The sequence below is a fragment of the Streptomyces sp. NPDC012466 genome, assembly GCF_042955215.1.
Classification (GTDB): Bacteria; Actinomycetota; Actinomycetes; order Streptomycetales; family Streptomycetaceae; genus Streptomyces.
This window is the reverse complement of the sequence record NZ_JBIBEQ010000002.1, coordinates 743,521-756,387: the sequence shown is the minus strand read 5'-3', so window position 1 is coordinate 756,387 and position 12,867 is coordinate 743,521. Positions and strand designations below refer to the sequence as shown.

Genomic DNA, 12,867 nt, shown 5'->3' with positions numbered 1-12,867 from the left:
AGCACGCCTTGGGTCTCACGCTGCCTGCCTAGCCCCTGATGCGCCCGTCCTTGACGGCGGTGACGAACGCCGTCCAGCCACTTCGCGAGAAGACCAGGGCGGGGCCGGGGGCGGTCTTGCTGTCCCGCACCGGGACGTCGGGGTGGCCGGGGGCGACCTCGAGGCACTCGCCTTGATCGCCGCCGCTGTAGCTGGACTTGTACCAACCGGTGAGGGCGATGTGCTTACTGCCGATCATGTGCGTGATCCTCCGCTGCCGCCCTGGCGAGGGCCAGTGACTCCTTCTGCGACAACGCGTCGCTCAGAGCCAGAGCGTAAGCGGTCTGACAGGCGCTCACCAGAGCCGGGTCGTCCATCAAGTTGCCGGTCTGGAAGCCCTCGACGTAGGCCACGGGCGCCGAGTCCTCGAAGGTCATGAGTGTGAGCAGACTCTGCATGAGTGCGTGCGCCCCCACGCCGTAGGGGAGGACGTGCAGGCGCAACCGTCCCGACTCGGCCATGTCAGCGACCTTGTGCAACTGCTCTGCCATGACCCGCGCTCCGCCGACGCGACGGCGGAGGACTGCCTCGTCGAGCAGCGTCCAGACGACGGGCTGAGCGGGCCCGTCGAGGATTCGGCGGCGTTGCGTTCGAATGACAACGAGCTCGTCAAGTTCCTCGGTCGTGTGGTTCGGACGGTAGGCCGCGAAGAGGGCGCGTGCGTAGTCGTCGGTCTGAAGCACTCCGGGAACCAGAGAGAGGGCGAACTGCTGGATCTGAGCCGCCAGTTGCTCCAGCTCGGCCACCGCCGCGAAATGGTCGGTGTAGTGAGACTCCAGGTCCTCCAACCACCGCGCGAAGAACCCGTCCGTCCCCAGTGCCCGGTCGATGCGCTGCGCGTCATCCGGCTTGGGGAGGCGTCTGCCCGCCTCGAAATGACTGATCAGCGTGGGCGAGCACACCACCTGGTCGCCCAGTTCCTCCTGGGTGAGGCGGGCGGCGGTCCGCCTCAGCCGCATCTCCTCCCCGTACTTCTGACGCGGTGTTCGAAGCATGCGCCGTTCGTCCATCAGCCAACTCCCCTTCTTGACAACCGCGATGTCAAGCTCCACCCCCTGGCAGCGTAGCGAGCGCCGACCCCACTCTGTGAGTGATTCAGCACAGAACGCAGTCACCGCAGGTGAGAAGGCAGGCAGACAGACATGGTGGACCTCATCGTCCGGCTCCTCGAACCGTTCCTCCGTTTCCTCTTCCCTCCCCGCGGCAGGCGCCGGCGATCGGCGGCTCCGCCCTTGCGGCCGCACATGTGCCCGGCGGCCCGCTGCCGTCCCGACGAGCGTCCGCTCCGGGGAGAGGACAACCGACTGGTGCGTCCCTGCCTGATCGCGGAGGCGAACGCATGACCGGCGGAGCGCGCGATCACGCGGCGGCCGGGCGGCTGTTGCCCTGGACCGGTACCGACGGCAGACCGTGCTACCTCGTGGGCGACGGAACCGGCTACGTGTCGCGGCTCGCCGACGACATCGAGGATGTACAGATCGACATGGCGGACCGACTGCTCGGGCACGCCGCCGAACTCCTCGCGGAGCGCCGGGTGACGAGCGCGGAGCTGCACTACCTGGCCCGGCGGCTCAGCGAGTCGCTGCGGGACGTCAAAAGGGTCGCGGAGAGCAGAGGGGGACGGCTCGCCCGTCCGCCCCGGCCCTGACCGGGGCGGAGTCAGCGCTGCTCGGTGCGGCGCGCGTACGCCCGGGCCGCGCGGGCGCGGTCGCCGCAGCGGGTGGAGCACCAGTGGCGGCGGCCGTGGCGGAGCAGGAAGCGGTTGCAGGGCGGGGAGCCGCAGGCGGTGAGGCGCTCGGCCTCGGGTGAGGTGAGCAGGTCGGCGGCGTCGGCGGCGAGCGTGGCCAGGGCGAGGTCGACGATGGCGGTGGTGGGGTGGGGGGCGGTGCGGTAGGGGCCGGTGGTGTCGTCCCACCGCAGCAGGGGGGCCGTGGGGACCCGGGTCATCGCGTCGTTGAGGGCATTCACGGCCGCGGGCAGGGCGGGCACGCCGTCGACCCGGGCGGCGAACAACGACCTGATCTGTTCGCGCAGCGACCGCAGTTGGGCCGCGCACATCTCCCGCATGCCGGCGTCGACCGGGGCGAGACCGCGCTGGGTCAGCCAGTGGTTGGCCTGCGCGGGGCTGCCCACGAGATCGAGGGTGCGCCCGCCGGGCAGCGCGATCGCCGAGTTGGCGAGGGACAGCGAGGGGTGCTCCTCCTCGCCCCGCGCAGGCGGCGGGGTGGGCTGTTCGGTCACGGGCTCCTCCATGCTTCTCATGGTACGTCTTGCCTATATCCATGAGAAGCGGCTACGGTCGTCTCACGGTTCCACCGCGTCTATCCGTGAGGTGTCGTATGTCCTCCCTTCCCGTGACGACCGACTTCCCCGTCCGCGTCCTCGGCGGCCCGACCGCCTTCTTCGAGTACGGCGGCCTGCGCTTCCTGACCGACCCGACCTTCGACGCCCCCGGCGACTACGGCCGCCCCGGAGGGCCGCTCCTGACCAAGACCGCGCCCTCCGCCGGCAGCCCCGCCGACCTCGGCCGTATCGACGTGGTGCTGCTCTCCCACGACGAGCACCCCGACAATCTCGACACCTCCGGCCGGGCCCTGCTCGCCGGCATACCCCTGACCCTGACCACGCCCGGCGGCGGCGAGCGCCTGCGCGAGAGCCTGGGCGACAAGGCCCGGGGCCTGGCCGACTGGGAGTCCGTCGAACTCGATCGCCCCGACGGCGGCACGGTCACCGTGACCGGCGTCCCCGCCCTGCACGGGCCCGGCCCCCGCGAGCAGGTCGAGCCGTTCACCGGCCAGGTCGTCGGCTTCGTCCTGACCGGCGAGGGCCTGCCCACCGTCTACGTCAGCGGCGACAACGCCTCACTCGACGCCGTCCGCGAGATCGCCGACCGCTTCGCCCCCGTCGACACCGCCGTGCTCTTCGCCGGCGCCCCCCGCTTCCCCGTCCTCTTCGACAACCGGGTCCTCGTCCTGGACAGCGCCATGGCCGCCGAGGCAGCGCGGCTCCTCGGCGCCCGCCGCGTGGTGCCCGTCCACTACGACAGCTGGGCCCACTTCACCGAGGGCCGCGACGAGCTGGCGGCCGCCTTCACCGCCGCCGGGCTCGCCGACCGCCTGGACTGGGGAAAGGGCGCCTGACCTGCCGTCACCTGCGCCAGAACAGGTGATGCACCACCCCGCTCGGGCTCGGCACGACATCGCAGTGGAAGCGGTCGAACAGTTCCTCGGGGGACTCCCACAGCCGTGAGCCGGACCCGAGCACCACGTCGGGCGAGACCGCCACGTGCAGCGTGTCCACCAGGCCGGCGTCCAGGAACTGCCGGATGGTCGTCGCCCCTCCGCCGAGCCGGACGTCCTTGCCCCCGGCCGCCTTGCGCGCCTGGGCGAGGACCTCGGCCGGATCCCCGCCGACGAAGTGGAACGTGGTGTCGGAGAGGGTGAACGAGGGGCGCTCGTGGTGGGTCATGACGAACACCGGCGTGTGGAACGGCGGCTCGTCGCCCCACCAGCCCTGCCACTCGTGGTCCTGCCACGGGCCGCGCTGCGGACCGAACTTGTTGCGGCCCATGATCTCCGCGCCGATGTTGTGGTGGAAGTCGCGCGTCAGATAGTCGTCGAGGCCGCGGCTGCCCCCGGGGTCGGTGCGGTTCGGCCAGCTCGCCGTCGCCCCGGCCCAGGCGAACATCGTGCCGGGATCGGCATGGCCGAACGGGCGCTCGAGGCTCTGGCCCTCACCGGCACCGAATCCGTCGCTCGAGACGTTGAAGTTCTGTACACGCAGCAGTTGGGACACGGCGCTCCTCCTGTGGTCGATGCGAGGAAGACCGCCCGGGCCGGCGAAACTCATCGGCGCGGGCCCGGCGCATCACAGGCCCCGGCTCACCCGGCCTGCGCCGTCACGTGGTCGATCACCTGCCGGAAGTCCTCACTCGGCGAGAACTCCACCAACTCGCTGTCCTCCAGCGCCACCGGCACATGGCCGGGGCCCCAGTAGTAGGCCTGCCCCGCCTCGTACTCCTCGTCGCCCGCGGCCGTGCGCATCCTGATCCGGCCCTTGAGCAGATATCCCCAGTGCGGGCACGGGCACGCGTCGTCGGGCAGGCCCTTGAGGGCGGGGCCCATGTCCGTGCCCCGGGGCAGGGTGATGTAGCCCACCGACAGGCCGCCGCCGATGGGCTTGATGCGCAGTTCCACTCCGTCGCCCTCCAGGGCGACGGGTACGTCGTTCCGGGTCGCCGCCGTCATGGCTCCTCCGCTCCGGCCCGCCAGGGCCTGGGACAGCCCCCTCGCGAAACCCCCGTACCTCCAGCCTCGCTCGCCGGGCCGCGCCCTGCGACATCACGATCCGGTCAAGAGGTACCGCCGGGGGCTTGATTCGCCGCCGTGTAATCGATTCCATGCTCCCGTCGATGTAATCGATTCCAGGAGCGCTCACCCGGTGCTCCCCACGACTGATCCACAAGGAGGTGGAGCGGCGGTGGCCAGCATCAAGGACGTCGCTGCCGAGGCCGGCGTCTCCGTCGCCACGGTCTCGCGCGTCCTGAACGACCATCCGTCGGTCAGCGCCGACGCACGCACACGCGTGCTGGCCGCCGTCGAGACCCTGGGCTACCGCCCGAACGCCGTCGCCCGCTCCCTGCGCACCGACCAGACCCACACCCTCGGCCTGGTCATCAGCGACGTACTGAACCCGTACTTCACCGAGCTGGCCCGCTCCGTCGAGGAGGAGGCCCGCGCGCTCGGCTACAGCGTCATCATCGGCAACGCCGACGAGCGGCCGGACCTCCAGGACCACCACGTACGGAACCTGCTGGACCGGCGCATCGACGGGCTGCTCGTCTCGCCCACGGACGGCGGCTCGCCGCTGATGCTGGACGCCGTGCGGGCCGGGACGCCCATGGTGTTCGTGGACCGGTGGATCCCGGGCGTGGACGTGCCGGTGGTGCGGGCGGACGGACGCAGCGCCGTACGGGACCTCGTGGCGCATCTGCACGGGCTGGGGCACCGGCGGCTCGCCATCATCGCGGGCCCGGCGGCGACCACGACCGGCCGCGAGCGCATCGAGGTCTTCCGGGAGGCGCTCGGCGCGTACGGGCTCGAACTGCCCGACGCCTACATAGGGCAGGGCGACTTCCAGGCCGAGAGCGGCCGCCTGGTCACCGAGGGCTTCCTCGACCTGGCCGAGCCGCCCGAGGTCGTCTTCGCCGCCGACAACCTGATGGCGCTCGGCGCGCTGGACGCCGTACGGGCGCGTGGCCTGCGCGTGCCGGACGACCTCGCGCTGGCCGCGTTCGACGACATCCGGTGGTTCGTGCACACCGATCCGCCGATCACCGCGATCGCCCAGCCCACGGGCGAGCTGGGCCGGGCCGCCGTGCGGGCCCTGGTCGACCGTATCGAGGGGCGGCCCGGCGAGTCCGTCACCCTCCCCGCCCGTCTCGTCGTACGCCGCTCGTGCGGCGAGAACCCCACCCCAGTGCAAAGGAGCACGACGTGAGCAACGCGGACGAGTTGCTGCGCATCGAGGGCATACGCAAGACCTTCCCGGGCGTGGTCGCGCTGGACGGCGTCGACTTCGATCTGCGCCGGGGCGAGGTGCACGTGCTGCTCGGTGAGAACGGTGCGGGCAAGAGCACCCTCATCAAGATGCTGTCCGGCGCCTACACCCCCGACGCCGGGCGGATCCTGGTCGGCGGTGAGGAGACCCGCATCCAGGGTGCGCAGGACTCCGAGCGGCTCGGGATCGCCACCATCTACCAGGAGTTCAACCTGGTACCCGATCTCACGGTCGCCGAGAACATCTTCCTCGGGCGCCAGCCGCGCCGGTTCGGGATGATCGACCGCAAGCGGATGGAGGCCGACGCCGAGGTCCTGCTGAAGCGGGTCGGCGTGACCGTGTCGCCCCGCGCACGGGTCCGTGAGCTGGGCATCGCCCGGCTGCAGATGGTCGAGATCGCCAAGGCGCTCAGCCTGGACGCCCGTGTGCTGATCATGGACGAGCCGACCGCCGTGCTCACCTCCGAGGAGGTCGACAAGCTCTTCGCGATCGTGCGCACACTGCGCGAGGACGGCGTCGGGATCGTCTTCATCACCCACCACCTGGAGGAGATCGCCGCGCTCGGCGACCGGGTGACGGTCATCCGGGACGGCAAGAGCGTGGGCCAGGTGCCCGCCTCCACGCCCGAGGACGAGCTCGTACGGCTCATGGTCGGTCGCTCCATCGAGCAGCAGTACCCGCGCGAGCGGCCCGACCGCGGCGCCGCCCTGCTGTCCGTCGAGGGGCTCACCCGGGACGGCGTCTTCCACGACATCGGCTTCGAGGTGCACGCCGGTGAGGTCGTCGGCATCGCCGGACTGGTCGGCGCCGGGCGCACCGAGGTCGTCCGGGCGGTCTTCGGGGCCGACGCCTACGACAAGGGCACCGTGAAGGTCTCCGGTGCCCCGGTCGCCAGGCACGACGTCAACGCGGCGATGACCGCGGGCATCGGACTCGTCCCCGAGGACCGCAAGGGCCAGGGCCTGGTGCTGGACGCCTCGGTCGAGGAGAACCTCGGCCTGGTGACCCTGCGGTCGGCCACACGTGCGGGCCTCGTCGACCTCAAGGGCCAGCGTGAGGCGGCCGGACGCATCGCCCAGCGGCTCGGCGTGCGCATGGCGGGCCTCGGCCAGCACGTGCGCACCCTCTCCGGCGGCAACCAGCAGAAGGTCGTCATCGGCAAGTGGCTGCTCGCCGACACCAAGGTGCTGATCCTCGACGAGCCGACGCGCGGCATCGACGTCGGCGCCAAGGTCGAGATCTACCAGCTCGTCAACGAACTCACCGCCGCCGGCGCGGCCGTCCTGATGATCTCCAGCGACCTTCCCGAGGTGCTCGGCATGAGCGACCGGGTGCTGGTGATGGCCCAGGGCCGGATCGCCGGTGAACTCTCCGCCGCCGAGGCGACCCAGGACGCCGTCATGGCACTCGCCGTCAGCACCCCGACGACCACGAACACGACCGGAACGGAGGCCTCCCGTGGCCACTGACACGCTCAAGAGCACGACGGGCGCGGGTGGCGCCTCGGGAGGCCTGCGCCGCCTCCTGCTCGACAACGGCGCGCTCACCGCGCTCATCGTCCTCGTCATCGCGATGTCGGCGCTGTCCGGCGACTTCCTGACGACGGACAACCTCCTCAACGTCGGCGTGCAGGCGGCCGTGACCGCCATCCTCGCCTTCGGCGTCACCTTCGTGATCGTCTCGGCGGGCATCGACCTGTCGGTCGGCTCGGTCGCCGCGCTGTCCGCCACGGTCCTCGCCTGGAGCGCCACCTCGGCGGGCGTCCCGGTCTTCCTCGCCGTCCTCCTGGCCATAGCGACGGGCATCGTCTGCGGCCTGGTCAACGGCATCCTGATCTCCTACGGCAAGCTGCCGCCGTTCATCGCGACGCTGGCCATGCTGTCCGTGGCCCGCGGTCTGTCCCTGGTGATCTCCGAAGGCTCCCCGATCGCCTTCCCCGACTCCGTCTCCCACCTCGGCGACACGCTCGGCGGCTGGCTGCCGGTGCCCGTCCTGGTGATGGTCGTGATGGGCCTGATCGCCGCCTTCGTGCTCGGCCGGACCTACATCGGCCGCTCCATGTACGCGATCGGCGGCAACGAGGAGGCCGCGCGGCTGTCCGGCCTGCGCGTGAAGAAGCAGAAGCTCGCCATCTACGCCTTCTCGGGCGTCTTCGCCGCCGTCGCCGGTGTCGTGCTCGCCGCCCGGCTCTCCTCCGCGCAGCCCCAGGCCGCCGACGGCTACGAGCTGGACGCGATCGCCGCCGTCGTCATCGGCGGTGCCTCCCTCGCGGGCGGCACCGGCAAGGCGTCCGGCACGCTCATCGGCGCGCTGATCCTTGCGGTGCTGCGCAACGGGCTGAACCTGCTGAACGTCTCGGCGTTCTGGCAGCAGGTCGTCATCGGCGTCGTCATCGCGCTGGCGGTGCTGTTCGACACGCTGCGGCGCAAGGCGGGGGCGACCCCGGTGGCCGGTGCTTCTTCGGGAGGCAAGGGCAGGCAGGCGGCGACGTACGGGCTCGCGGCCGTGGTCACCGTCGCGATCGTCGGCGCCACGTCCTTCCTGCACAACGGCTCCTCCGCCACGAGCAGCCCGAAGATGGGCCTGTCGCTGTCCACCCTCAACAACCCCTTCTTCGTGCAGATCCGGGCGGGTGCCGAGGCCGAGGCCGAGAAGCGGGGCGTGGACCTGACCGTCACGGACGCCCAGAACGACGCCTCCCAGCAGGCCAACCAGCTGCAGAACTTCACCAGTTCCGGCCTCGGCGCGATCATCGTCAACCCGGTGGACTCGGATGCCGCGAGCAACTCCGTGAAGGCCGCCGACCAGGCGAAGATCCCGGTCATCGCGGTCGACCGGGGCGTCAACAAGGCATCGGTGGACGCTCTCGTCGCCTCCGACAACGTCGCCGGCGGTGAACTCGCCGCGAAGACCATCGCCGACAAGCTGGGCGGCAAGGGCAAGATCGTGATCCTCCAGGGCCAGGCCGGCACGTCCGCGGCCCGGGAGCGTGCGCAGGGCTTCGCGAACGGCCTCAAGGCCTTCCCGGGCATCAAGGTCGTCGCCCAGCAGCCCGCCGACTTCGACCGCACCAAGGGCCTCGACGTGATGTCGAACCTGCTCCAGGCCCACCCGGACGTCCAGGGCGTCATCGCCGCCAACGACGAGATGGCCCTCGGTGCGATCAAGGCGCTGGGTTCCAAGGCCGGCACGTCGGTCTCGGTGGTCGGCTTCGACGGCACGCCTGACGGACTGAAGGCGGTCGAGGGCGGCACGCTGTACGCGTCCGTGGCGCAGCAGCCGTCCCAGCTCGGGAAGATCGCCGTGGACAACGCTCTGCGGGCCCTGAAGGGCGAGAAGGTCGAGGAGACGGTGAAGGTGCCGGTGAAGGTGGTCACGAAGGAGAACGTGGCCGGCTTCAGCGGCTGACGCCGGGGAACGGCGGGCGGTCGCGCACGGCGTGCGGTGGCCGCCCGCCCATGTCACTCACGTGGGGAGACAACGCATGTACGACTACGACCTCCTGGTCGTGGGGTCGGCCAACGCCGACCTGGTGATCGGAGTGGAGCGCCGGCCCGGTGCCGGCGAGACCGTGCTCGGCTCCGACCTGGCCGTCCACCCGGGCGGCAAGGGCGCGAACCAGGCGGTCGCGGCCGCCCGACTCGGCGCCCGTACGGTGCTGCTGGCCCGGGTCGGCGACGACGCGCACGGCCGGCTGCTGCTGGATTCGCAGCGCGAGGCGGGCGTCGACACGGTGGGTGTCCTGGTGGGCGGCGCACCGACCGGGGTCGCGCTGATCACGGTCGATCCGTCCGGCGACAACAGCATCGTCGTCTCGCCCGGCGCCAACGGCCGCCTCACCCCGCAGGACGTCGCCGCCGCCGGGTGCCTCTTCCAGAGCTCCCGGGTGGTGTCGGCGCAGCTGGAGATCCCGCTGGAGACGGTGGTGGAGGTCGTGCGGAACCTGGCGCCGGGGAGCCGTTTCGTCCTGAACCCCTCACCGCCCCGCCCCCTGCCGCCGGAGGTGCTGGCGGCCTGCGACCCGCTGATCGTGAACGAGCACGAGGCGAAGGTGATCCTGGGTGGCTCCGCCGTCGGGGACACCCCCGAGGACTGGGCGCGCATCCTCCTCGCCAAGGGCCCGAAGTCGGTGGTGGTGACGCTGGGCGCGCAGGGCGCGCTGGTGGCGTCGGCTCAGGGCGTCTCGCGCGTGCCGTCCGTGAAGGTGGACGCGGTGGACACGACGGGTGCCGGCGACTCCTTCACCGCCGCGCTGGCCTACCGGCTGGGGGCGGGTGAGTCGCTGGCCGCGGCGGCGTCGTACGCGGCGCGGGTGGGTGCCGCGACCGTGACGAAGGAGGGCGCGCAGGCGTCCTTCCCGACGGCGGCGGAGGTCGCCGGCTCATGAAGAAGACCGGAATACTGAACCGTCACCTCGCCGGTGCGCTGGCCGAACTCGGCCACGGCGACGGGGTGCTGGTGTGCGACGCGGGCATGCCCATCCCCGACGGCCCCCGGGTGGTGGACCTGGCCTTCCGGGCCGGTGTGCCGGCGTTCGCCGAGGTGCTGGACGGGCTGCTGGCCGAGCTGGTGGTCGAGGGGGCGACGGCGGCGCGGGAGCTGCGGGAGGCCAACCCGGAGGCGTCGTCGCTGCTGGAGGGGCACTTTCCCGGGCTGGACCTCGTCCCGCACGAGCGGCTCAAGGAGCTGTCGGCGGGGGTCCGGCTGATCGTCCGCACGGGCGAGGCCCGGCCGTACGCGAACGTCCTGCTGAGGTGCGGCGTCTTCTTCTGACACCCCTGAACGGCTTCCGGCAGGCCCCGAACGGTTTCGAGAGGACCCGGTCCGTCGACCGGGCCCCCTCGGCTTTTCCCCTCCCGCCAGGAGCCCCCGCGATCCCCCCGGATCCCCCTCCAGAAGCCCTGACGCCTAGTACGACCCCCAGAGGGCGGAAAGGGTTGCACGGCGGAGTAGGAATTTCTTGCCGGATTCTTGAGGGCCCCGGGCCGGGGCGGTCCCGACGGGGCCGCGCAGGGCACCGACCTGGTGACGGAGCCCGGCGCGGAACTGCGCCACCCCCTCACCGAGGCCGTTCTCACAGCGGGCCGGATGTGGCGCGCAGTGGTCTCCGGCAGGCTGTGAGCACGCGCGTGAGACCACCGTCGTCCTCCTCGATATCGCGCACGTGCTCGAACCCGATGCGCCCGAGCAGGCGCAGCGAGGCCTCGTTGCCGGCGGCGACGGTGGCGTGCACCTCGGTGAGCCCGAGCGTCTCGAAGCCGTACGCCAGGAGGGCCTCGGCGAGTTCCGTCCCGAGTCCGCTTCCTCAGGCCCCGGGGGCCAGCGCGTAGACGATCTCGTGCCCGTCCACCGCGTCGGTCCGCTTGATCTCCGCGTGCCCGACCAGCCGCCCGGCGCGCCGGACCGCCCACACGTCGAACAGGTCCCGGGCGTAGACCTTGCTGAAGATCCGCCCGAACAGGGCCCGGTCGTCCGCCTCGGGGGAGGGCCCGTCACCCATCCACCGGGAGACCCTGGTGTCCTGGAAGAGGGCGACGAAGGCGTCCTCGTCGTCCGGGGTGTAGGGGGTCAGGAGCAGGCGCGCGGTACGCAGGGTGGGAGGCATGGGAGCGGACGCTAGTCAGCCGGAAGCGGGGCGGCAATCGGCTTTCGCGTCGCCCGGACGACGGCCTGCCCGACCGCTTCCAGGGCCGCGGCCCGTTCCTCGTCGGTCATGCGGGCCGGTCCGTAGGTGATGACCGGGTCGAGCACCTCGAAGCCGACGAACTCCAGCATCCCGCGGTGGATGTGGAACAGGAAGGCGTCCATCGGCCCGAAGGCGCCACCAGGCCGGAACGACTCGCCGGCCCCGCCGGTCGTGAACAGCAGCATCGCGCGCTTGCCGGCGAGCGCGGCCTCGCCGAAGAGCCCGTGGGCACCGCCGAAGACCCCGCCCATCACGAAGACCCGGTCCACCCAGCCCTTGAGGACGGCGGGCAGCGAGAACCACCACATCGGGAACGACAGCACGAGCAGATCGGCGGCGAGCAGCCGGTCCAGGTGCTCCCGGACGGCCGCGTCGAGCGTTCCCTCCTCGACCGCGCGCAGTTGCTCGGCCTGCGGCTTGAACGGGCCGTCCACCGGCGGGAATTCGTCCCGGGCCAGCACCGGGGCCCAGCCCTCGGCGTAGAGATCCAGGATGTCGACCCGGTACCCGGCCTCGCCGAGGGACCGGGCCGCGGCGGTCATCTGGGCGGAGCTGAACGACCGGGGCTCGGGATGTGCGTGGACGATCAGGGCGCTGGGCGCAGCGTCAAAGGTCGACATGAGGAGATCATATCGACGTATCGCGATTCGTCAATGCTCAGAGAGTGGTGCCGATCGCCCGCGCCACCTGCGTCAGCCGCTCCTCGTCGCGCCGGTAGTGGGTCCATTTGCCGATCCGTGTGGGCCGTACGAGCCCCGCCCGTTCGAGCGTGCTCATGTAGCTGGAGACCGTCGACTGGGCGAGGCCCGCCTTCGCCTGGATGTGGGTGACGCACACGCCGACCGTCCGGCGGTCCGCGATCGGTTCGTACGCGCCGAAGTGCGCCTCGGGATCCTTCAGCCACCGCATGATCTGCAATCGGGCGGGATTGCCGAGGGCCTTGAACACCTCGACCAGATCGTCCGGATCGAGTTCCGCCGTCGCGCTCATGCGCCGCCCGCCCTTTCGCTCCACAGTCGGACACACCACGATATCTCGATATGAGCTGCCCGCGACGCTCCGGCCGGCGCCCTCACCGCCGCAGGCTGCAGCTCACCATCGACGCCCCCACCACCGACCCGAACGCCGGAAGCAGGAACTGCGCGAAGGCCTCCCAGCCCCACACGATCCCCGCGCACACCGCCGTGACGTTGATGGCCAGGGACATGATCCACAGGGCGACACTCTGAGCCTGGGGCGACATCGTTCCTCGTCGTCATTCGGGGCGGGGGAAAGGGGGACGGGGCGGAATCAGCCCGGCCCAGGGCCTGGGGATGGCGGGAATTCCGGCGCGGGTCCCCGGTGCGGCGGGGGAGGGCCGGGGGTGTTCCCGTGCGGTTCGGAAGACCCCGGAGCCACGATCGCGTGCTCCCCGGACAGCGCCGGAGCCGCCAGGAGCAGCGTCAACGCGCCGACGGCGCACAGGCCGACGAGGAGCGTGCCCGCCGTGTGCGCGCACCGAGGGGCGCTCTGGCCTGGGGGACGCATCGGCATCACGGTCGCTCCGGAATCTAGTCCGCCCCCCTTTATTTGATGAACTCCTG

Annotated in this window: 15 protein-coding genes and 1 pseudogene; 7 read left to right on the top strand and 9 right to left on the bottom strand. The window is 71.4% G+C overall.

The genetic code is table 11. From position 1 onward, the window contains the following. Positions 1–28: 28 nt before the first annotated feature. Both ACFY9E_RS10955 and ACFY9E_RS10950 read right to left on the bottom strand, forming a co-directional pair. Positions 29–238, bottom strand: a complete 210-nt coding sequence (locus ACFY9E_RS10955) for a DUF397 domain-containing protein (protein WP_390981487.1) — start codon at positions 236–238, stop codon at positions 29–31. Then, positions 225–1,049 (bottom strand): Scr1 family TA system antitoxin-like transcriptional regulator, encoded by an 825-nt coding sequence (locus tag ACFY9E_RS10950; RefSeq protein WP_390982065.1) that lies wholly within the window; start codon positions 1,047–1,049, stop codon positions 225–227. The genes ACFY9E_RS10955 and ACFY9E_RS10950 overlap by 14 nt, the downstream gene beginning before the upstream one ends. 329 nt (positions 1,050–1,378) lie before the next feature. Between ACFY9E_RS10950 and ACFY9E_RS10945 the strand changes: the two genes are divergently transcribed. After that, positions 1,379–1,687 (top strand): hypothetical protein, encoded by a 309-nt coding sequence (locus ACFY9E_RS10945; RefSeq protein ID WP_390981485.1) that lies wholly within the window; start codon positions 1,379–1,381, stop codon positions 1,685–1,687. 11 nt (positions 1,688–1,698) lie between these two features. Here ACFY9E_RS10945 and ACFY9E_RS10940 read toward each other — a convergent pair whose 3' ends face one another. After that, complete coding sequence (locus tag ACFY9E_RS10940) at positions 1,699–2,292, bottom strand: ABATE domain-containing protein (RefSeq protein ID WP_390981484.1); 594 nt, start codon at positions 2,290–2,292, stop codon at positions 1,699–1,701. 86 nt (positions 2,293–2,378) lie between these two features. Here ACFY9E_RS10940 and ACFY9E_RS10935 point away from each other — a divergent pair, with 86 nt between their 5' ends. Further along, positions 2,379–3,179 carry an MBL fold metallo-hydrolase gene (locus ACFY9E_RS10935; protein ID WP_390981482.1) on the top strand — a complete coding sequence of 267 codons (801 nt, stop codon included), beginning with the start codon at positions 2,379–2,381 and terminating at the stop codon, positions 3,177–3,179. 7 nt (positions 3,180–3,186) lie between these two features. On the opposite strand, the gene ACFY9E_RS10930 is transcribed toward ACFY9E_RS10935, so the two are convergent. Together ACFY9E_RS10930 and ACFY9E_RS10925 are read right to left on the bottom strand one after the other, a co-directional pair. After that, the gene (locus tag ACFY9E_RS10930) at positions 3,187–3,834 is read right to left on the bottom strand and encodes a dihydrofolate reductase family protein (protein WP_390981480.1); all 648 of its coding nucleotides are present in this window, start codon (positions 3,832–3,834) and stop codon (positions 3,187–3,189) included. A gap of 86 nt (positions 3,835–3,920) precedes the next feature. After that, the gene (locus ACFY9E_RS10925; RefSeq protein WP_390981478.1) at positions 3,921–4,286 is read right to left on the bottom strand and encodes a hypothetical protein; all 366 of its coding nucleotides are present in this window, start codon (positions 4,284–4,286) and stop codon (positions 3,921–3,923) included. Between the two features lie 232 nt (positions 4,287–4,518). Between ACFY9E_RS10925 and ACFY9E_RS10920 the strand changes: the two genes are divergently transcribed. The 5 genes from ACFY9E_RS10920 to rbsD all read left to right on the top strand — a co-directional run bounded on the left by ACFY9E_RS10920 (position 4,519) and on the right by rbsD (position 10,371). Beyond that, a complete protein-coding gene (locus ACFY9E_RS10920) occupies positions 4,519–5,538 on the top strand; it encodes a substrate-binding domain-containing protein (RefSeq protein ID WP_390981476.1) in 1,020 nt (339 codons plus the stop codon). Next, positions 5,535–7,067, top strand: a complete 1,533-nt coding sequence (locus ACFY9E_RS10915; protein WP_390981474.1) for an ATP-binding cassette domain-containing protein — start codon at positions 5,535–5,537, stop codon at positions 7,065–7,067. The genes ACFY9E_RS10920 and ACFY9E_RS10915 overlap by 4 nt, the downstream gene beginning before the upstream one ends. Next, on the top strand, positions 7,057–9,006 hold the full coding sequence (locus ACFY9E_RS10910; RefSeq protein WP_390981472.1) for a substrate-binding domain-containing protein: 1,950 nt from the start codon (positions 7,057–7,059) through the stop codon (positions 9,004–9,006). Before ACFY9E_RS10915 ends, ACFY9E_RS10910 begins: the two co-directional genes overlap by 11 nt. A gap of 76 nt (positions 9,007–9,082) precedes the next feature. Beyond that, positions 9,083–9,985, top strand: coding sequence for a PfkB family carbohydrate kinase (locus ACFY9E_RS10905; RefSeq protein WP_390981470.1), 903 nt, complete (start codon positions 9,083–9,085; stop codon positions 9,983–9,985). Next, positions 9,982–10,371: a D-ribose pyranase gene (gene rbsD, locus ACFY9E_RS10900; protein ID WP_390981468.1), complete on the top strand. Its 390-nt coding sequence runs from the start codon at positions 9,982–9,984 to the stop codon at positions 10,369–10,371. The genes ACFY9E_RS10905 and rbsD overlap by 4 nt, the downstream gene beginning before the upstream one ends. A 301-nt stretch (positions 10,372–10,672) precedes the next feature. Here rbsD and ACFY9E_RS10895 read toward each other — a convergent pair. From ACFY9E_RS10895 to ACFY9E_RS10880, 4 genes and pseudogenes are all read right to left on the bottom strand, one after another. Then, a pseudogene (locus ACFY9E_RS10895) lies at positions 10,673–11,203 on the bottom strand (GNAT family N-acetyltransferase). Between the two features lie 11 nt (positions 11,204–11,214). Beyond that, positions 11,215–11,904 carry an NAD(P)H-dependent oxidoreductase gene (locus ACFY9E_RS10890; protein ID WP_390981466.1) on the bottom strand — a complete coding sequence of 230 codons (690 nt, stop codon included), beginning with the start codon at positions 11,902–11,904 and terminating at the stop codon, positions 11,215–11,217. Positions 11,905–11,941: 37 nt separating this feature from the next. After that, positions 11,942–12,274 carry a helix-turn-helix domain-containing protein gene (locus ACFY9E_RS10885; protein WP_390981464.1) on the bottom strand — a complete coding sequence of 111 codons (333 nt, stop codon included), beginning with the start codon at positions 12,272–12,274 and terminating at the stop codon, positions 11,942–11,944. A gap of 82 nt (positions 12,275–12,356) precedes the next feature. Continuing rightward, on the bottom strand, positions 12,357–12,527 hold the full coding sequence (locus ACFY9E_RS10880) for a hypothetical protein (RefSeq protein ID WP_390981462.1): 171 nt from the start codon (positions 12,525–12,527) through the stop codon (positions 12,357–12,359). Positions 12,528–12,867: the final 340 nt, after the last annotated feature.